This is a genomic window from Oceanicoccus sp. KOV_DT_Chl (assembly GCF_900120175.1).
Lineage (GTDB): Bacteria > Pseudomonadota > Gammaproteobacteria > Pseudomonadales > Dasaniaceae > Oceanicoccus.
Genome location: NZ_FQLF01000002.1, coordinates 1,030,272 through 1,048,925, shown reverse-complemented (window position 1 = coordinate 1,048,925; position 18,654 = coordinate 1,030,272). Strand labels below are relative to the sequence as shown.

Below are 18,654 nucleotides of genomic sequence, written 5' to 3'. Positions count from 1 at the left end.
GTTAATAAAAAATAGAGAGGTTGTTGGCGTGACGACTGTGTAAATTCATCATTAGACTTTGTTCGCGGTAACGGCCGGGACTTAAATCGGTCCAGCGTTTGAACGCTCTGGCAAAAGTATTTTTATCGGAAAAGCCTAGTTCGTCGGCTATGCTTTCGAGGCTGATGTGTTCATTCATCAGTTTATCGATTGCAATATCTTTACGTAATTGATCTTTTAAATCCTGAAAGCTGGTGCCTTCACGGTTAAGCTTTCGTCTTAATGTCTTTTGGCTGGTAGCAAGTATATGCGCTGTCTGTTGAGTATAAGGAAAGCGCTGATGGCGTTGGTAATAGTTTAAGATAGCGCGAATAGTATCGGTACTAAAAGTATTTTTATCCGGTAAGTCCATTAATAAAGAGGGCGCTGTTTTCAGTGCGGTTTTTAGCTCTAGATTACCTCTGATCAAAGGTAGTGCTAAATACTCTTCGTTGAATACCAGTGCTGTTTTATCAGCGTCAAAGCTGATATCACAATTAAAGAGTTGCGCATAAAGCGCGTGGTGTGACGGTTTTTTAAAATTTAATCGCAGCTGTTGTAACTGGATATGTTTGCCGGTGAGCCAGCTGGCAAAGCGATGCAGGGCCACTAATGTGCAGTCCATTAGGAAATGCATTTTGTCTTTTTCCGGGTGAGTTAGTTGCACGCTAATAACAGTGCGGCCGTCATGGGATTCCATGTGCATGCTAATGTCATCCCGTACCACATTATAAAAATTTATCCATTCTTGATACATACAGCCCAATGAGGATGAATGGTTGGTCAGTCTTGCCATGGTGGCGAAGAGGCCAGGTTTGCACGGCTGTTGCGTTAAGCCAAAAAATTCATCATTCAAATGTTGCGATACGGCTTGCACCAGTGCGACAAATTGTTCAGGCCGGACGCCGCCATAATTTGCCATATAGGTGCTTTTCGGAATCTCTGCCCGCGTTAATAAAGCATCAAATGCAGCGCTGTGCTGCTCCACACCGCTTAAGCAGGCGTGAATGTAATGGATGGGAATATTAGGCATCACTATGTTGTTCCTGCAGCTGCACTGGCTTTAACTTTTTAGCATTTGCTTAATCGTTTTTTCCGTTTTGTCATTAAAGGGCGGGCTCATTCCGGTCATGTTTGCCACATCCATTTTTGACTGGCGGAAGATGGATTTGGCATGGCTAAACGTTTTAAAGCCATCAAAGCCGTGATAAGAACCCATACCGCTGGGGCCAACACCGCCGAAAGGTAAGTCTTCCTGTGATACATGCATCAATACGTCATTGATAGTGACTCCACCAGAGGTAGTGTGCTCTAGAATTTCGCGCTCTTCGGCCTTATCACTGCCAAAATAGTACAAGCCTAAAGGACGGGGTTTGCTATTGATGTAACGAATGGCGTCCTTGAGATCGCGGTAGGTTTTTACCGGCATCAGTGGGCCAAAAATTTCTTCCTGCATCACCAGCATATCGTCGCTGGCATTGAGTATCAGGGTCGGTGGCATTTTGTAAAAGGGCTGGTCGATAAAGGATTCGTGAGCCGGGTTTATTTCAATAATGGTGGCGCCTTTTTCTTTGGCGTCGGTGATATAGGATTGCAACCGTTGATAGTGGCGCTCGTTAATAACTGAAGTGTAATCAGGGTTGTTTAATATGGTGGGGATCATTTGGGCGACGGATTTTTGTAAGCCTTCAACGTAGGTATCCAGTTGGTCTTCCGGTACAAAGCAATAGTCAGGAGCCAGACAAATTTGCCCTGCGTTGGTAACTTTGCCCCACATGATGCGATCACAAGTGAGTTTTGTGTCGGCGCTGGCACTGACAATCACGGGTGACTTACCGCCTAATTCCAGGGTGAGTGGTACCAGGTTTTTAGCTGCTGCAGTCATTACATGGCGAGCGATGGAGGTGGCACCGGTAAAAATAAGGTGGTCAAAGGCCAGTGAACTAAACGCTTCGCCAACTTCGGGACCGCCAGTCACGACAGCAACCTCGGTCGGGTCAAACACTTCGGCGATGATTTTTTTCATTAACTCGGCGGTAGCAGGGGTAAACTCGGACGGTTTTATCATCGCCCGATTACCGGCGGCCAAGGCATTTGCCAGCGGCGCGAAGGTTAAGTTAACCGGAAAATTCCAGGGGCTGATGATGCCGATTACGCCGAGTGGTTGATATTCGATACGAGAGTTAGCGCCGAGCAGGTTGAGCGGAAACAAGGTTTTACGCTTCTCTACCCGCATCCATTTGCTGAGGTGCTTTTTTGCATGTTGCAGCGGCCCAACCCCGGCAGCGACGTCGAGCATTTTGCTGTGCTGTAATGAGCGGTGGCCGAAGTCACTGCTCATGGCGGCTGCGAGTTCGTCCTGATATTTCAGCAATTGGCCGATTGCGCGGTCAATACGATTGATGCGAGTGGCAGCTGATACATAGCCCTCATCTAAAATCGCGTTTTTTTGCGCTTGCAGGATGTCATTGAGTTCTACTGCGGCTTGGCTGACAGGGTCGTTGATCGCATTCATGATGATGTCCATTATTTGTTCTGGAGGTAATGCCTACCTCGTTTATTAGAGCTTTACATTCAATACAGAGGCCCGCTATCACTGGCTATAATGCAAGCTATCAAACGTTGATGGGCCTGACTGAGCCAAAAGCTGCGACACAATACTTACCCACAATACCGATACTAGTGCTGATAAATATCGCTTATTCGGGGGCTTGAGTCTAAGGTAATTTGACAACAAATAAAACAGTATCGACTGATTGTTTTGTAGGTTGGCGTTTGTTAGGATAAACAAAAAAACAGGGTTGTCAGGCTCTGGGATGTTAAATGGCTGTTCACTATTACCAGCCCAGTATTGCCACACCAGACACCAGCACTATACTGCCGCTGGTTTAATACGCATTTTAATCATAGGTTAGTTATGGATTTTGCTTTATCGGAAGAACAAACCCTGTTGCGCGACAGTGTCGACAAATATGTACGTGACCATTGCGATGTAGAGCGTCACCGCAGGTTGGTGAAGACCGCGCAGGGCTTTGACTCAGCGGCCTGGCAGCAGTTTGCCGAGTTGGGTTGGCTGAGTTTGCCCTTCAGCGAGGAGCTGGGCGGTTTTGGCGGCGGCGCGGTAGATTTAATGGTGATGTGCGAGGCTTTGGGTGCAGGCTTGGTTAGAGAGCCATTTTTAACCACGGCGGTAACCTGCGGCGGTTTTTTGCAAGCGGTAGGTACTAGTGAGCAACAGCAAACCTATATTCCCGCCATTATTGAGGGCAGTTCGCAATGGGCGTTTGCCTTTGCTGAAGTGGTGGCGGGCTATGACTGGACCGCAGTCAGCACCAAGGCAACCGCGACGGATACTGGTTACTGTCTAGACGGTAGTAAAATTGCTGTGCTCAATGGCCACTGCGCTGACTTTATTATAGTTACCGCTACCACTGACGAGGGACTAGGCTTATTTATTGTTGAAGCCTCTGCGGCTGGCCTTAGCCGTGAAGATTTTACCGCAGTGGATGGCAGTCATGGCGCCAATATCCGTTTTGATCAGGTCGCTATACCCACAGCACAACGGTTGGGTCAGTTGGGTCAGGGCAAGCAGATTATCGATACGGTGTTGACCACATCGATTGTGGCGATGGGCGCTGAAGCGCTGGGCGCGATGCAGGTGTTATTGGATACCACTGTTGAGTACACCAAAACCCGCGAGCAGTTTGGTCAGCCAATTGGCAAGTTTCAGGCCTTGCAACATACCATGGCTGATATGTTTTTGAAGGTCGAAGAGACGCGCTCGCTGTTATTCAATGCGGCTATTTTATTGGATGAAGGCAGTGCCGAGGCCGGCCAGGCATGCGCGGCTTTGAAAGTAAAGCTGGCCGAAGCGGGGCGCTTCGTTTCACAGCAGTCAGTACAGTTACACGGCGGTATCGGTATGACCGATGAGTTAAATGTTGGTCATCACTTCAAGCGGTTACTGTTATTGGCGATGCTCTATGGTGATGAGGCTTATTATCTGGACCAGTATATGACGTTGGCGGCCTGAATCGCCGGATTGATGTTGAAAAAAATGCCACTGAATCAGTGGCATTTTTTTTTTAAAGCGATGGCATATCATTTAATAGAAGAATGGTGTGAAATCGCAGTAGGACCATTGTCAGCAAAAATTTCTTCCAGGCGGTCAGATAGATAATTCAATAAGCGGCGTACCCGCTGGTCACGATCAGCACCCCACTGGCCTACGGCCATGCCTTCCATTAAAAATTTAGTGATGTCCATGGCGAGTAAAAACAGCTCGCCGCGATCATTCCATTCTTTAAACATTTCACGGTTAGATTCCCGTACGTGCTCTTCAAACAGCGCGGCTGAACTTTCAAGAATGGCTTTGAGTTCGTTATCCGTGCGTCCGGCCACACAAAGCTCATGGTAGACCACAAACAAGTCGTCAGTGAGGTGGTCCCAGTAGGCGTCGATACCGGCCATGCGCCGCTCTTTACCTTCAAGTTCCTTGGGGATTAGCGAGACTTTGTGGGTGAAGTCGTTGAGTAGCTTGTCGTGTAGAAATTCAACGGCAGCTTGGATGAGTTCGGTCTTGGATGGAAAGTGATGCAACATCGCGCCGCGCGATACCCGGCAAAGTCGGCGACTTTTGCAGTGGTGACATTGGTATAACCCAGGTCGATAAAACAATCGATTGCCGCTTCCAAAATACGATCGCGGGTCATCGCGCTTTTTTGCGCCTGCCAGCTAATGCCTTCGTCATTAGGTCCTTTTTGCTTATCGTTTTTTTTGGGTTGCTCAGCGGCCATTGCTTCTTTCATTCCTGTAGTGATATATTAAAAACAATACTGACTGTTTTAAACAGTACGAGTTCGAAAATAAGTATAAACGAAACAACCCTAAAGAAACGAGCCCATTTTTGTAAAAATATGTATCGAGGATGAAATCATGCACCAATTTCAGCAATTCTATATCAATGGCCAGTGGGTTGACCCCTCAGGTAGTGGCGAAATTACGGTTATCGACCCTACCACCGAGCAGCCTTGCGGTTCGGTTCCCAGTGGTGATGCGGCAGATGTAGCGGCGGCAGTGGCGGCGGCCAGAGCGGCGTTTCCAGCATGGTCTGCTACCTCAGCTGCTGAGCGGTCGGCGTTTATCGGCCAGTTAACGGCTAAGTTGGATGAAAATAAGGAAAAACTAGGTGCTGTAATTGCCCAGGAACTGGGTATGCCCGTGGCCTGGTCGGTGGCGGTACAGGTTGGTTTGCCAACGGGTGTGATGGCGTCGTATATCGAATTGCCAGCGGAGATGGAGCAAGAGGAACAAATTGGCAACTCTCTGGTTGTGCGCGAAGCCATTGGTGTCTGTGGTTTTATCACCCCGTGGAATTACCCTTTGCATCAAATTGTTGGCAAAGTGGCACCAGCGTTGGCTGCCGGTTGTACCATGGTGTTAAAGCCAAGTTCCGAAACACCGTTGGACGCATTTTTGTTTGCGCAAATTATTGATGAAGTGGGTTTGCCGCCAGGTGTGTTTAATCTGGTTACCGGACCGGGGCGGGTAGTGGGTGAAGCGTTGGTTAGTCATCCTGATGTGGATATGGTTTCCATAACCGGTTCTACCGAAGCGGGTATTCGCATTGCAGAACTGGCAGCGCCAACCGTGAAACGGGTGACGCAGGAATTAGGTGGCAAGTCCGCTTGTGTGATTCTTGAGGGTGCAGATCTGGAAACCGCCGTCGGTGGTTCAGTGATTGGTTTAAGTATGAACACCGGGCAAACCTGTGCTGCATTGACGCGATTGATTGTGCCTCGTGCCTCGTTGGATCAGGTAGTAGCCATTGCCAAAGCCGCAGCAGAGAGCGTGGTGGTAGGTGGTGCCTTTGAAGAAGGTGCCGCGATGGGCCCGATGGTATCCAAATCACAGCAGGAAACGGTTAGAAAATATATCCGTAAAGGGATAGAAGAAGGCGCGACTCTGGTAACCGGTGGTTTGGATATGCCTGCTGGAAAAACCGAAGGCTGTTTTGTGGCGATGACTATTTTTAGTGATGTGACTAACGATATGGTTATTGCGCAGGAAGAAATTTTTGGCCCAGTACTTTGCATCATCGCCTATGACACGGAAGAGGAAGCGATTGCGATTGCGAACGATAGCCCATTCGGTTTATCCGGTGGCGTGTGGGCAGCTGATGCTGAAGCGGCGAAACACGTAGCCAGAAAAATGCGCACTGGGCAGGTAACGATTAATGGTGGTGCGTTTAATCTGGCAGCACCGTTTGGTGGTTATAAGCAATCAGGTAATGGTCGCGAATTAGGTGCGGTTGGTTTGCATGAGTTTATTGAGTTAAAAGCGTTGCACTTATAAGTCGTTGATAATAGAAAACCCCCTGCATGCAGGGGGTTTTTGTGGCTAAGTTTTGGTGGCTCAACTCTACCTGACTTAAATTTATAAATTAAGTGTGAAAAAATCGCACGTTCTGCCACTTGGTTTATAGCTGGCTGTTAATATGCTGGAGCCAATATTAAAAATTAATGAAACAAGTCAGAAATGTGTAATGTGGTTGGCGTCATTCTCGGGTAAGCGCACTGCTGTCAGGGATAAATCTAAAACACCATAAATAAGCCTAAGTCATCCTCGACTTGATCGCATTGCTGTCCGGGATAATTCTGAAACATCCCAGATAAATTGAAGTCATCCCCGATCAAGTCGGGAATGACGAATAAAAAATTGAGTCTCTACTTTATCTCGACACGTTTCGTGCTATTAGTGAAGGCTGAAACTCTAAAACCGTAAATTTATCCCGGACAGCAGTGCGCCTACGGGAATGACTATGCAATTAATACGTCAGCTGTAGGTAGGGTATTGTCATTTCCTTTATAGGTAAAATAATTATGCAGGCGGCAGCTCCGTGCTAAAAGCGGATTAAATATCTCAATACAACATCCAAACGCTTATTTCGCTAATATGACAGGTACCGGCCTGAGTATACATTTATTGACTCAGCGTTAAGAGCTACTCTTTAATGAAGAAAAAATAACTTCAAGCCTCGTGTAATCCAGGTAGCTGGATGATAGTTACTAGAAACTGGACGGCTGTCTCATTATGGGGTATAAATATCGACCAAATAATAATCAAAAAGGATTTGCTCATGTTTCTGAAATTGCTTGGCTTTTGCACTTTAAGTTTAATCATTGCTTTACCCGCTCAATCCGCCCTGCGAAGCATTACGGTTCAATCAAAAACTGTCGTCAACGGTACCGTTGAAGGTAGTTATATCAGTAATAATGGTAGTGCCATCGAATATCTGACCAATGGTATTTTTGATAGCGATCAGGGAACCTTTAACTGGGAATCGAGCGTTCATCGCATCAGTTATTTAACGGGTTTAGATATATTGGCCGAGGACGCCATAATACAATCCTCCTTTACCATGACATTGATTAGCCCAGACTCTTTCGCCTCACCCCCAAGCCAAACCATTAATAACTGCACTGAGGGAAATAGTACTCAACTGTTTGTGATATGCCCTTACCTGAATATCGGCACGCCAACGCTTATGAACGTAGTTGGACCGATCGAGTTTGTGACTGGAGGTGCCTACGAGCAATGGATTTTCCGTACACGTGAAGTTTATGGTAATGACACAACTTTTGCTGATAGCGTCTTCTTAATCAGCACCTCAAACTGTTTGGATGGAGAGGAGTGTGGTACGCCAGTAAATATTGAGTCCCTTTCGGCCGTTCCGCTGCCGGGTGGATTATGGCTATTCTTGTCAGCGATATTCACCCTTGGTGGTTCAAAAATTCTCCGTCAACACTAATCACTAAAAAAACTTGAAATAGGTCGGGAGCAGTCTGAAAGATTACGCGTATAGTGGTCTTGGTATTTGTCGGTTTTGGGTATGTGCTGTGTGAATACTCATCCCGAAGTATAATCGTGCAGTTTTCCCCGGAGTTTATACAAAGCCCCTTACTCAGCACTTTGTAGCACTAGATTATTCGTTCCACTGAGCCTGACCCGTGAAGCGTTTTGGGTACACCCTACGGGCCGCCTTGAATAAAACAGGCGTTCAACGCACTTCGTGCTTTTGTCCCGATCGGAGTCGGGAATGACGAATAAAAAATTGAGTCTCTGACTTATCTCGACACGTTTCGTGCTATTAGTGAAGGCTGAAACTCTAAAGCTGCTAATTTATCCCGGACAGCAAGGCGATCAAGTCGAGGATGACTTCGGCTTATCTGGGGTGCTTCAGATTTATTCAGAACAGTAGTGCGCCTTCGGGAATGACGGGATAAGATATGCCCGCTTCGGGTTACGTAGCGACTAAAACGATAAAAATCACCACTGGTCGCAACTGTGCCAAATTAGAGACGTTGGTACGAGGTCGGATAGAAATAATACTTGCCATGGCACAGTGCGGGGTCGGACCCACTTTTGTGCTGTTTACAAAAGTGGCTCTGACCCCTGACAGAAACCGTTGGCACGATTTCCCTAAATAAACCTTTTTCAGGTCACTCCGATTTATCAACTTGCCATTCTGGCAGATACTTCGAAACAACATCGTGCCGCGATAAGATCGATCCTATCCAATTTCCTGCCAACTGGAATGCGCACGTAATTACTCGGGCCTGCAATGGGTCACAAACGCGCATAGCGTTTGGACCGAGCCGAAGGCGAAGCCCGCAGGGCCTTAACAGCCCTCAGGCTGTTAAGGGGCAATACCGACTGCTTTACCTTCCGCGTAAACTAATTTCCCAGTCGGCAGCTGTGCCTTCAACTACAGACATGCTGCACTTTGCCGATGACTTGTCAGATTTAATATGAACCACATTTAGCATTGCACTTGTAAGTCGTCGATAATAAAAACCCCTGCTTGCAGGGGTTTAATGGCTAAGTTTTGTAGCTTAATGTATTCAGGCTGGTTACTTGTTCACGCCACCCATACACAAATATTTAATTTCCAGATAATCATCGATACCGTATTTAGAGCCTTCACGACCGATGCTTAGCAGTGCCCGATGCTTAGCAGTGCCTGTCCTGACTATTCACTGTAGTGTAAAAAAAGCTACCGAAGTAGCCTTTGATCATTTCTGCAATTCTATAGCATTCCTTTGTACATCGAGATGCGGATTATTAGTGCAAGTTCACATGATTAGAATTGGAAGTTAATACCAAGTGATATACCTGAAATTTCTATATCACCCTTATCAAGGTAAGACATGTACTCTAAGTTAATAACCGCATCTTGATGAATATGCAACTCTACACCAGCTCCATAAGACAGGCCGGTCTCATCGCCCTCTATGGTTACGCCCACAACCGAAGCGCTTGACTCGACGTAAGTTGCACCTATGATCGCGTAGGGTTTAAATGCGCTGTCGGTTGTTAGTCGTGCAGTGGTATAAATACCAGCAAACTTATCTAGTTCTATATCTACATCGACACCTAGCACCTCGACAGAGCCGTCACTCACCCCATAACCCAGTCGGCCTTCAACTGAAAATGTGTTATTAATACGACGACCATATTTTAGAAATATAGCGTTTACATCGGCGTCATCTGATACACCGTCTGCCTCATAGTTAGTGCCTTGAATTGCAAACCCGCCATAGCCTCCTTCTGCGTTGGCAGTTGTCGCAATAGAAGTAAATAGTAGCGCCGCTAATATTAAGTTTAATTTCATGTCTTGTCCTTAGTTTATTATTATCAATTTTTGTAGCTTAATGTATCCAGGCTAGTTACTTGTTAACCCCACCCATACACAAATATTTAATTTCCAGATAATCATCGATACCGTATTTAGAGCCTTCACGACCGATGCCGGATTCTTTAACGCCGCCAAAAGGTGCTACTTCAGTTGAGATAACCCCTTCGTTTATGCCGACGATACCGTAGTCCAAACCTTCACTAACGCGCCAGATACGGCCAATGTCACGGGCATAAAAATACGCAGACAAACCAAACGGCGTGTCGTTACCAATGCGAATGGCTTCTTCTTCGGTTTTGAATTTAAAGATTGGTGCGACCGGTCCAAAAATTTCTTCGTTGTAAACGTCCATGGTGTTATCGACATCAGTTAATACGGTGGGGTAGTAAAAGTTTTCACCGTCTTTTTCAGAGCCGTTGCCACCAATTAAAACTTTGGCGCCGTTGTCTACAGCTTGCTTAACAATGGCGCTAACTTTGGAGAAAGCGTCATCATTAATTAATGGTCCAATGGTTACGCCGTCATCAGCACCGTTGCCTACTTTTAACGCTTTGACTGCGGCGACAAATTTTTCTGTGAAGGCCTCGTAGACTGACTCCTGCACCAAAATACGGTTGGCGCAAACACAGGTTTGGCCGGCGTTGCGATATTTGGATGCCATGGCACCGATCACTGCTTCATCGAGGTCAGCATCATCAAACACAATAAAGGGTGCGTTGCCGCCTAGTTCCATTGAGGTTTTCTTAACGGTGCCAGCACATTGCTCCATCAACACTTTGCCGATTTCAGTAGAGCCAGTAAATGTTAGTTTGCGAACGATTTTACTGCTGGTCATTTCACCGCCGATATCGCGGGCTTTATTGCCGGCGACAACGCTGAAAACGCCAGCAGGAATCCCGGCATCTTCACCGAGTTTGGCTAATGCCAAAGCACACAGCGGTGTTTCTGTGGCAGGTTTTAATACAATCGTGCAACCTGCAGCTAAAGCTGGTGCCACTTTGCGGGTAATCATTGCGATTGGAAAATTCCATGGGGTAATCGCTGCGACCACGCCGACAGGTTGCTTCAATGTCACGATGCGATGGTTCGGGTTGTTGGCAGCAATGGTGTCACCGTTGATGCGACGACCTTCTTCGGCAAACCATTCAACAAAGGCGGCACCGTAGGCAACTTCGCCGCGGGATTCAGCTAACGGTTTACCTTGTTCTGCAGTCATGATTTTGGCCAGGTCTTCCTGGTTGGCCATAATTAATTGAAACCAGCGCTTTAAAATAGCGGAACGCTCTTTGGCAACGACATTGCGCCAGCTTTGAAAGGCCACGTCAGCCGCTTCAATGGCGCGGCGGGTTTCTGCAGCACCCGCATTGGGGATGTCGATAATGTTGGCTTTGGTGGCGGGGTTTGATACCGGCATGGTAGCGCCGCTATCAGCATTTACCCATTCACCGTTAATATAAAGTTGTGAACGTAAAAGGGATGGATCAGAAAGCGTTAGCATGGGTTACCTCAAAGTATTAAAACGAAAAAAAAGAATATTGCACCAGCGATTATTTACCCGCAAGTCTGGCTACCACCGGTGCAAACATGTCTACCATATTATTTTGGCCGTCATCCAGTACCGCCACATAAGAAATACCGTAAGCCTCCCGACGCCGTTCCAGTTCCTCACAAATAAAATCGATGCTGCCAATTAAACAGTGCGGGTGGGTCAGGATGTCTTCAGCTGACAGGCCTAATGCTTCACCTATGGCGGTGGCGGTAGGCAACGGATGGTCGGTTACTATAGTGTTATAGGCACCGATCTCAAGCTCTATATTGTTAAAGCGATCACCGGCACCATTGCGAATCCAATCAATTTTTTTGGCGGTGGCGGCGGCCAGCCCCGAGTTCATTCCATCCGGGCCTAGCATGCCGGCACGGTTATTAAAGTTTAGGCTGACGATATCCGCCTGCTCGCCGGCAAAGGTTAAAATCTTTTTGCTGCCGCCGCCAATCATAATCGGTGGGTAGGGTTGCTGTGCCGGGGTGGGGGTGCCGTGAAAACCTGACCATTTTAGTGTCTCGCCATCAATGTTTAATGGCTCACCAGTCATAAAGGCTTTGTAGGCGTGAATAGTTTCAGCAAAGCGATTAAAGCGCTCGGGAAATTCGTCAAATTCAAGATTGACGGCATCGTATTCATTTTTAATCCAGCCTGCACCTATGCCAAATTCAAACCGGCCTTCGGATAAATAATCCAGCGTGGCCGCTTCTTTGGCCAGCATAATCGGGTGGCGGTAATCATTACAAAATACCCGGCAGCCGACCCGTAAAGTGGTGGTTTGCTCTAGCGCCATGGCAATAGTCGGCATCGCGGCCAGCATTTGCGGTGGGTGGTAAGTGCTGTCTAAAGCCGGGCCAGAACTTAAAAAGTGATCGGCCAAATGAAAGGTGGAGTAACCCAGGCTTTCGGTTTTGGCGATTAAATTGCGCCAGTTTTTCGGCGAGTCAGTATTAAAACTTTGCAGTGAAAAACGAAACGGTTTTTTAGTGCTCATATCGCTTAACCTTAGGCGGCAGTGGATTTGTGTATGCGGATAGCAATCGCGCTTTGGCGCGCCATGCCCGAGTATTTTTCCGAGTGATCCAAATTATGAATCAGTCGGTTAGTGTTGGCGCCGATCTCGCGAACGCGCTCGTCACCGGAACCATCCGGTGCTGGCCCCCAGCAGTGAGCCATGGAAACTACGCCGCGTTTAATGTCGGGGCTGCTTTGCGCGACTGCCGGGATTTGGCCGCGATTCGAGCTGATCGAGATCAGCTCACCGTCTTCAATCTGTAGTGCCGCCAAATCTTCGGGGTTGATAAACGCCGGGTTGGTGGTGGTTTTTGATGCGAGGAAGGTCAGCTCCGGCCCGGTAGAATTGAAAACGTTTTTCATGCGGCGACTGATTAGCAGGAAGGGGTATTCGCCTTTGGCTTGCAAGCTGCTGTCGGCATCGGTGGCAGCGCCGCTCAGTTCTTCGGCAAGCCCGTCCGGGAATAAATCCAGCATGCCTTTGGTGGCAGGGTCGGCGGGTTCGATCATTACGTCGGGCACGTCAAAGACATGGCCGCCATCGCGGTTGTAAATATCGGCCAGAGGTACCCGTGAACCCACTGTCATTTTTTCTAATATTTCGTATTTGCTTGGTTTATTCACCATGTCGACCGGCTGGTCGCGGATGCTAAGGTCCAGCCCCAAACGTTTACCTAATTCCCAAAATAATTCCCATTCTTCAATCACGTCGCCCTCGGCTTCAACGACCGCTTTGGCGTAATGGCTATAGGGTTTTTCATACCAAATGTCTGTTAGTACGGTGAGGTCGTCGCGTTCAAGACAGAGTTTGGAGCCAATCACATAATCCGCCATTTCTGCGGTCGCTGACAGTTTGTAATCGATGCAAACCAGTAGATCCAGATTATTTAGCGCCTTGAAGGCTTTTTCCTGGCCTGGCCATGCCAACAAGGGATTGCCGCCGACTACGATCAAGGCCTTAATCTGGCCATCGCCAGGCATTAAAATTTCATCGGCACAGATAGCGGTGGGCATTTCTTTAATCGGGCCGTTGGCGGTTAGTACGGTGACTTCACCAATATCATCAGAGACTCGGCTGCGGACTCCGGTCAGCCATTCTGGTTGTGGCGGCACTGCTTGTGCGAGACGTGGAAACGCTGGCGATAGTACTCCGGGGTTGGGTAGCTTTTCACCGGCACGGTAATGGCGACCACAAATTGCATTGATGGTTTGGGTCAGGTGTTGAATGAGGTTGGGGTAGGGGCCCATTTCGGGACCGGTACCAGTAGTGGCACACCCTTTCGGACCGGCGGCAAACATGCGTGCGGCGGTGATAATGTCGTCTTTATCCAGCTCTGTACGTGCGGCGACATAATCAGGGGTAAAGCGTTCAAGGCTAGCTTTAAAAATATCGAGGTTGTCGATGTTTTCGGCGCAGAATTCCGCATCGTGCAGGTTTTCAGCCAGAATAATATGAATCAGTCCTGCCAGTAATACCGCATCCTGCCCCGGTTTGATTTGTAAGTGCAAGTCGGATCGAGAGGCCACTTCGGATTTACGCGGGTCTACGCAGATAATTTTCATGCCGCGCTTTTTGCCTTCCCGCAAGGCGTTACTGGGGCTAAAAGACGGGATTCCACCAGGAATAGAAAAGTGTGACACCAGCGTGTTATTGCCAATAATCAGCGCTACATTGGAGTCGCGCCAGGTATGTTGGCCGCCCAGCCAAAACCCCATGCGGGCTTGCCCGATACCGACTTTGGCGGGTTGGTCGATGGTGATGCTGGTGTAATAAGACGGTGAGTCCAGAGCCACATGCCAGGCTTTAGCCACCGGGTGAGTGGCCGAGTTTTGAAAAGAAACCGTGCCGTTATAGCTGGCGATAGCGCGAGGGCCGTACTTCTCTTTGATGGTTTTAAGTTGGTCGGCGATTTCATCCAGCGCCTGACTACTACTGATGGCCGTGCGGCTGCCGTCGGCGTTTTTCTTTAATGAAGTCAGGATGCGTTCAGGCAAGTTGTGCTGCTCTGGCATTTGCCGGCCTTTAAGGCAGGTATAGCCGCCGAAAACTTCATTGTCAGTATCAGGCCGCAGCGATACTATTTTATTGTCTGCCACCGCAATTTCCATCGGGCAGTTTGCATGGCAAAAGCGGCAATAGGTCTTAATGTGCTTTTCAGTCTTATTGTCAGCCATCGGGGTAACCTGGGTTGTGAGTAAAGTGCAGAACTAGAGCTTATTATCCAGTAAAAAAATCGCCACGGGGTTTACCCTCTGGATCGTATACTGGTTCCTCAAGCGCAATTTTGAATTTTGAGACTTCAACATTGGACACATCATAGCTACCCAGTACGCCCAGCATTTTGGCATAAAAGGGGCCCGCTAAGTGGGCAGATAAGTCTTCAGAGGAGTCCCAGTTTTCATACACATAAATGCGGGTATCAGAGGTTGGGTCAGCAGACCATACATAATGCTGACAGCCTTTTTGAGAGCGGGTTTCGGCCATCAGTGCAGTGGCATCAGCCAGTGCCTTGGCGCGATCTTCGGCTTTAACTTCAACGGTTCCTGCGACTAGTACGGTCATAACACATTCCTGCTAGGGGTGGTTTTTGGGCTTATTGTAGTGATAGGTAAAAGTTATCAAATTATCGATAAAAAAACAATCAGGGTTGACTGATTTTTTGTTAGCCGTTATGTTTGCACCCATGATAGCAAGAAGTGCTTTGCGCTAAACTGGCGGTCAACTGCAGTAGTGTGGTTGGTTGTGATAAGGCCAGACCATAACGGTTGTACTTAGGCTATAGAGCCCGTTGATATCACCTTTGGTGATGCGTTACAAATTATGAATTGAAGGCAGTGTGGTCTATGAGTGAATTAATTAATCGTCAGTATTATTTAGCTAAGCGCCCAGCGTCTGTGCCGACGCCGGAGGATGTGCCGTTTCGCGATGTGCCCGTGGCTAAGCCGGCGGCAGGTGAAGCGATTATCCGCAATATGTATATCTCACTGGATCCGGCTATTCGCGGCTGGATGAGTGATGTAAATAACTATATTGATCCCATTGCTATCAATGATCCTATTCGTAGCTCGGTGATTGGCCGGGTGGTTAAGTCCAATAGTGATCTGGTTGCCGAGGGGGATGTAGTCATGTCGTTGGGTGCATGGGAGCGCTATACCACAGCACCGGCGGCGGGAATGAATAAACTGGATGAAAATAGTGGTATTCCGCTGAGTAATTTTCTCAGTGTGCTGGGCCCAACCGGCTTAACGGCGCTATTTGGATTAATGGATGTCGGTAAGCCAAAAGCCGGGGAAACTGTTTTGGTCAGTGCTGCTGCGGGTGCGGTAGGCTCAATTGTTGGTCAAATTGCCAAGATGCAAGGTTGTCATGTTGTCGGCATGGCTGGGTCAGAAGAGAAGTGTCGTTGGATAACTGATGAACTGGGTTTTGATGCCGCCATCAATTACAAAACCTGTGGCGATTATGAGGCGGCAATAAAAGCGGCTTGTCCGAATGGTGTTGATGTGTACTTTGATAATGTCGGCGGCGATATTCTGGATGCGGCCTTGATGTGTCTGAATCGGTTTTCCCGGGTCGCGGTTTGCGGTTGGATTTCAACCTATAACGATGCTGATGCCCCTGGCCCCAAAAACCTTTGGCAGTTAGTGGCTGAAAGCGCCACCATCCAGGGTTTTGTGGTACTGGATTACGTTGAGCGTTTTGGTGAAGGTGTTGGTCAATTGGCGGAATGGCTAATGGCAGGCAAACTGCAATTTAAAGAAGAAATCATTGACGACCTGGATAATGTTTTACCTGGCTTCTTAAAATTATTTGACGGCAGCAATCAGGGAAAATTAATCATTCGTATACCCGAATAAAGTCATGAGTGGTGTATTGCCAGCGCTGACATGCTGGGATATTTCAAGTTCACAATAGCTAACAGCTCGCCTTTTAAAGGCGTTATAAAAATAATCAGGAATTAACTGTGGGCGATTCATTAGTACAGGTAGAGATAGATCAGCAGGTGGCGATTATTACGTTAAATCGCCCTGAAACGCTAAATGCATTAAATGCTGCGATGCGTGACCAGTTGGTTGGAGCCTTGTTAAAATTAAAAACGAATCGGGAGGTGCGAGTTGTTATCCTTACCGGTGCGGGGCGAGCTTTCTGTGCCGGCCTTGATATGACTGAATTGAAAAATGCCGGCGATGAAGTGGCCCAGTATGGATTTATTGGCCGCGAATTACTGGATGTATTATCCGATATGGATTGTCCGGTGATTGCCGCAGTCAATGGTTTTGCCGTAACCGGTGGATTGGAGTTGGCATTGCGTTGTGATGTGGTGTTGGCTTCCACCGATGCTATTTTTGCTGATACCCATGCCCGAGTGGGTATCGTTCCTGCATGGGGAATCACCCAGCGATTACCAAGAATTATTGGCCCATTAAGAGCGAAGGAAATGAGTCTCTCTGGCAGAAAAATTGATGCTAAACAGGCTTATGAGTGGGGATTAATTAATCGCATGGTGCCGGCGGCAGAACTGATGGAGGAAGCGAAGGCACTGGCAATAGATATGGCCGCTTGCGATAGTGGTGCGCAACGCGCGATAAAAACCTTGATCGATGTCGGCTGGCAATCGTCTATCGAGGAAGGTTTGTTAATGGAACAAACAGCCAGCGTGCAGGTTTTCAGAAGTTATATCGATTCGCAAAAATAAACGCATCATCCGGTTTTAATTGGACTGGGTGTGATCTCTTTGAAATTTTTGTGTGTTTATACAGTATAAGTAAAAATCAGAAAAAGCAGACCCTTTCCCTATAAGTCGGATTATAAGTGCTCAGTTTATTTTTTCTAATACAATCAACACCTTGGAATGCTTCCTTGATAGAAAATCAGCAACTTATACCGACCATTCCTATATAAGCAAATATAGGCTACTTAACTAGGACGCGTCGGTTGAATTATTCAAGATTGCAGGTATTATGCTTTCACAATAAAAATCAAAAGCTTAGGGATGAAATGATAGTGCCGATGGAATTACTTATACCGACTGGTCAGCAATTCCCCCCCTTTTTACAACTTATACCGACTGGTCTGTATAAATATACATATACCGACTGGTCGATATAATAAGCGTTATATGGAAATAGAGAATGAAGTGTCCTAAATGTTCTCACTCAGAATTTAGCCACACTGCCATACTGAAAATGTGGCTGGGGCATCGAGACTGTCCTGCCTGCGGAACAAGATTGAAGGCTAGCACCACTGCATCTCGCTACTTTATTCTTCAAGTTGTATTTGTCCTGGCGCTTTGGCTAATAGTACTTTTTCTGTCAAGCTATAGCCTTAGCATTTCGGTGGCAATAGGTTTCATATTTAGCTTAGCTGTCATGTTCTTTCTATTCGTCAAAGTGGCACATTTAGAGAGTAATGAGTGAAACCATATAACAATACGTGCAATGATCGCACTTCGTGCTGGACCGCTAAAAGCGCTGTTTCACAGCAACGCGGCCCATTCACTCAGCGTTATGGTGCTAAAGCGAGTACGTAGATTATGGAAGAGCACGTATATTCTGGATCAATAATATGGTGGGCGGCTGACCTAATAAGCAAGGTCGGCTGGGCTATTTATCCTGTCGTATTTATGGTCATTGCCATATTGCTAGTAGTTAGAGAAAAGTCTGCTGTTTCGTATTTCGCTCTTTTGGGTGCAGTTTTAGCCTGTGTTACTAATTTGCTTCATCGATACTCTGATGGTGTTACCTCTGTGGCTCTTGGCTATCCGGTGCCACATATCAAAGAAAATATCCTTATTTGGTATCTGTCCATGCATGGTTTACATACAGGCTTACTAATTTTTAGCGGCAGCTTACTATGGGTTATTTTTCGGGGTTCACGTGGGGCACAAAGTGTCGCACCATAACAAAACGTGCAATGATCGCCTGCGGCTGGACAGCATTAAGCGTGGCTTCGCCACAATGCTGCCCATTCACTAGGCGTTAGCAGTATAAAGAGTGTCGAATGCAGCCAAGCAATTTATTGAAAATTGAGAGTCTTGATGATGGGTGGCGAGATAAAGATAGCGTGTTATTACATGCTTGTTTTCAGTTGTTGAAGGACTGCGTGGAAAAAGAGAACCTATTTACAGGCCACACAGACTGGAATGCTGATGAGAAGCATAGAAAAGTTAAAGTTGAGCTCGAAGAGCTTTATTCTTGGTGGTGTAGAAGGTTGGAAGTAGAAGACCTAGACGGTTTAAATGAGCAGCAATACGAAGAAGATGATCGTATGCTTCATAAACTTATTGAAGTAAGGTGGGCGCTTTGGACGTAACTGCTAACAAGTCAAAGCACTCGGACTTGGTAAAGCTGTCACCTTTTTTGTTCCAAAAAAGTCGCCAAC

Annotated in this window: 16 protein-coding genes; 7 read left to right on the top strand and 9 right to left on the bottom strand. The window is 47.2% G+C overall.

The window, feature by feature from the left end; all coding sequences use genetic code 11:
• Window position 1: 1 nt before the first annotated feature.
• Window positions 2–1,051 (bottom strand): AraC family transcriptional regulator, encoded by a 1,050-nt coding sequence (locus UNITIG_RS08600; RefSeq protein ID WP_101758006.1) that lies wholly within the window; start codon window positions 1,049–1,051, stop codon window positions 2–4.
• A gap of 30 nt (window positions 1,052–1,081) precedes the next feature.
• On the bottom strand, window positions 1,082–2,533 hold the full coding sequence (locus UNITIG_RS08595) for a coniferyl aldehyde dehydrogenase (RefSeq protein ID WP_101758005.1): 1,452 nt from the start codon (window positions 2,531–2,533) through the stop codon (window positions 1,082–1,084).
• 402 nt (window positions 2,534–2,935) lie between these two features.
• Here UNITIG_RS08595 and UNITIG_RS08585 point away from each other — a divergent pair, with 402 nt between their 5' ends.
• Window positions 2,936–4,051: an acyl-CoA dehydrogenase family protein gene (locus tag UNITIG_RS08585; RefSeq protein ID WP_101758003.1), complete on the top strand. Its 1,116-nt coding sequence runs from the start codon at window positions 2,936–2,938 to the stop codon at window positions 4,049–4,051.
• A 68-nt stretch (window positions 4,052–4,119) separates the two neighbouring features.
• On the opposite strand, the gene UNITIG_RS08580 is transcribed toward UNITIG_RS08585, so the two are convergent.
• Together UNITIG_RS08580 and UNITIG_RS08575 are read right to left on the bottom strand one after the other, a co-directional pair.
• Window positions 4,120–4,488 (bottom strand): hypothetical protein, encoded by a 369-nt coding sequence (locus UNITIG_RS08580; protein WP_101758002.1) that lies wholly within the window; start codon window positions 4,486–4,488, stop codon window positions 4,120–4,122.
• 32 nt (window positions 4,489–4,520) lie between these two features.
• Complete coding sequence (locus tag UNITIG_RS08575) at window positions 4,521–4,814, bottom strand: TetR/AcrR family transcriptional regulator (protein ID WP_101758001.1); 294 nt, start codon at window positions 4,812–4,814, stop codon at window positions 4,521–4,523.
• Between the two features lie 139 nt (window positions 4,815–4,953).
• On the opposite strand from UNITIG_RS08575, the gene UNITIG_RS08570 reads away from it, so the two are divergent.
• A complete protein-coding gene (locus tag UNITIG_RS08570) occupies window positions 4,954–6,372 on the top strand; it encodes an aldehyde dehydrogenase family protein (protein WP_101758000.1) in 1,419 nt (472 codons plus the stop codon).
• 784 nt (window positions 6,373–7,156) lie between these two features.
• Window positions 7,157–7,828 (top strand): hypothetical protein, encoded by a 672-nt coding sequence (locus UNITIG_RS08565; RefSeq protein ID WP_101757999.1) that lies wholly within the window; start codon window positions 7,157–7,159, stop codon window positions 7,826–7,828.
• Between the two features lie 1,332 nt (window positions 7,829–9,160).
• On the opposite strand, the gene UNITIG_RS08560 is transcribed toward UNITIG_RS08565, so the two are convergent.
• From UNITIG_RS08560 to UNITIG_RS08540, 5 genes are read right to left on the bottom strand one after another with little or no spacing between them, the layout of a single operon-like run.
• A complete protein-coding gene (locus UNITIG_RS08560; protein WP_101757998.1) occupies window positions 9,161–9,691 on the bottom strand; it encodes a porin family protein in 531 nt (176 codons plus the stop codon).
• A 55-nt stretch (window positions 9,692–9,746) separates the two neighbouring features.
• A complete protein-coding gene (locus UNITIG_RS08555; protein WP_101757997.1) occupies window positions 9,747–11,213 on the bottom strand; it encodes an NAD-dependent succinate-semialdehyde dehydrogenase in 1,467 nt (488 codons plus the stop codon).
• 49 nt (window positions 11,214–11,262) lie between these two features.
• Window positions 11,263–12,252: a TIGR03621 family F420-dependent LLM class oxidoreductase gene (locus UNITIG_RS08550; protein WP_101757996.1), complete on the bottom strand. Its 990-nt coding sequence runs from the start codon at window positions 12,250–12,252 to the stop codon at window positions 11,263–11,265.
• Between the two features lie 11 nt (window positions 12,253–12,263).
• Window positions 12,264–14,447, bottom strand: coding sequence for a molybdopterin-dependent oxidoreductase (locus tag UNITIG_RS08545; protein WP_101757995.1), 2,184 nt, complete (start codon window positions 14,445–14,447; stop codon window positions 12,264–12,266).
• Window positions 14,448–14,490: 43 nt separating this feature from the next.
• Window positions 14,491–14,835 carry a putative quinol monooxygenase gene (locus UNITIG_RS08540; protein ID WP_101757994.1) on the bottom strand — a complete coding sequence of 115 codons (345 nt, stop codon included), beginning with the start codon at window positions 14,833–14,835 and terminating at the stop codon, window positions 14,491–14,493.
• Between the two features lie 281 nt (window positions 14,836–15,116).
• Here UNITIG_RS08540 and UNITIG_RS08535 point away from each other — a divergent pair, with 281 nt between their 5' ends.
• The 4 genes from UNITIG_RS08535 (at window position 15,117) to UNITIG_RS08520 (ending at window position 18,585) form a co-directional block, all read left to right on the top strand.
• Entirely contained in the window at window positions 15,117–16,130 is a 1,014-nt protein-coding gene (locus tag UNITIG_RS08535) for an NADP-dependent oxidoreductase (RefSeq protein ID WP_101757993.1), read from the top strand.
• A 107-nt stretch (window positions 16,131–16,237) separates the two neighbouring features.
• Complete coding sequence (locus tag UNITIG_RS08530) at window positions 16,238–16,969, top strand: enoyl-CoA hydratase (protein ID WP_101757992.1); 732 nt, start codon at window positions 16,238–16,240, stop codon at window positions 16,967–16,969.
• An 837-nt stretch (window positions 16,970–17,806) separates the two neighbouring features.
• Window positions 17,807–18,175 carry a hypothetical protein gene (locus tag UNITIG_RS08525; RefSeq protein WP_101757991.1) on the top strand — a complete coding sequence of 123 codons (369 nt, stop codon included), beginning with the start codon at window positions 17,807–17,809 and terminating at the stop codon, window positions 18,173–18,175.
• 98 nt (window positions 18,176–18,273) lie between these two features.
• Window positions 18,274–18,585: a hypothetical protein gene (locus UNITIG_RS08520; protein WP_101757990.1), complete on the top strand. Its 312-nt coding sequence runs from the start codon at window positions 18,274–18,276 to the stop codon at window positions 18,583–18,585.
• The last annotated feature ends 69 nt before the right edge of the window (window positions 18,586–18,654 follow it).

What these genes read in the sequence shown, in the direction of transcription:
- UNITIG_RS08595 (WP_101758005.1), bottom strand. Translation starts at nt 2,533, where the DNA reads ATGAATGCGATCAACGACCCTGTCAGCCAAGCCGCAGTAGAACTCAAT.
- UNITIG_RS08560 (WP_101757998.1), bottom strand. Translation starts at nt 9,691, where the DNA reads ATGAAATTAAACTTAATATTAGCGGCGCTACTATTTACTTCTATTGCG.
- UNITIG_RS08540 (WP_101757994.1), bottom strand. Translation starts at nt 14,835, where the DNA reads ATGACCGTACTAGTCGCAGGAACCGTTGAAGTTAAAGCCGAAGATCGC.
- UNITIG_RS08580 (WP_101758002.1), bottom strand. Translation starts at nt 4,488, where the DNA reads ATGGCCGGTATCGACGCCTACTGGGACCACCTCACTGACGACTTGTTT.
- UNITIG_RS08520 (WP_101757990.1), top strand. Translation starts at nt 18,274, where the DNA reads ATGCAGCCAAGCAATTTATTGAAAATTGAGAGTCTTGATGATGGGTGG.
- UNITIG_RS08570 (WP_101758000.1), top strand. Translation starts at nt 4,954, where the DNA reads ATGCACCAATTTCAGCAATTCTATATCAATGGCCAGTGGGTTGACCCC.
- UNITIG_RS08565 (WP_101757999.1), top strand. Translation starts at nt 7,157, where the DNA reads ATGTTTCTGAAATTGCTTGGCTTTTGCACTTTAAGTTTAATCATTGCT.
- UNITIG_RS08535 (WP_101757993.1), top strand. Translation starts at nt 15,117, where the DNA reads ATGAGTGAATTAATTAATCGTCAGTATTATTTAGCTAAGCGCCCAGCG.
- UNITIG_RS08575 (WP_101758001.1), bottom strand. Translation starts at nt 4,814, where the DNA reads ATGGCCGCTGAGCAACCCAAAAAAAACGATAAGCAAAAAGGACCTAAT.
- UNITIG_RS08525 (WP_101757991.1), top strand. Translation starts at nt 17,807, where the DNA reads ATGGAAGAGCACGTATATTCTGGATCAATAATATGGTGGGCGGCTGAC.
- UNITIG_RS08600 (WP_101758006.1), bottom strand. Translation starts at nt 1,051, where the DNA reads ATGCCTAATATTCCCATCCATTACATTCACGCCTGCTTAAGCGGTGTG.
- UNITIG_RS08550 (WP_101757996.1), bottom strand. Translation starts at nt 12,252, where the DNA reads ATGAGCACTAAAAAACCGTTTCGTTTTTCACTGCAAAGTTTTAATACT.
- UNITIG_RS08555 (WP_101757997.1), bottom strand. Translation starts at nt 11,213, where the DNA reads ATGCTAACGCTTTCTGATCCATCCCTTTTACGTTCACAACTTTATATT.
- UNITIG_RS08585 (WP_101758003.1), top strand. Translation starts at nt 2,936, where the DNA reads ATGGATTTTGCTTTATCGGAAGAACAAACCCTGTTGCGCGACAGTGTC.
- UNITIG_RS08545 (WP_101757995.1), bottom strand. Translation starts at nt 14,447, where the DNA reads ATGGCTGACAATAAGACTGAAAAGCACATTAAGACCTATTGCCGCTTT.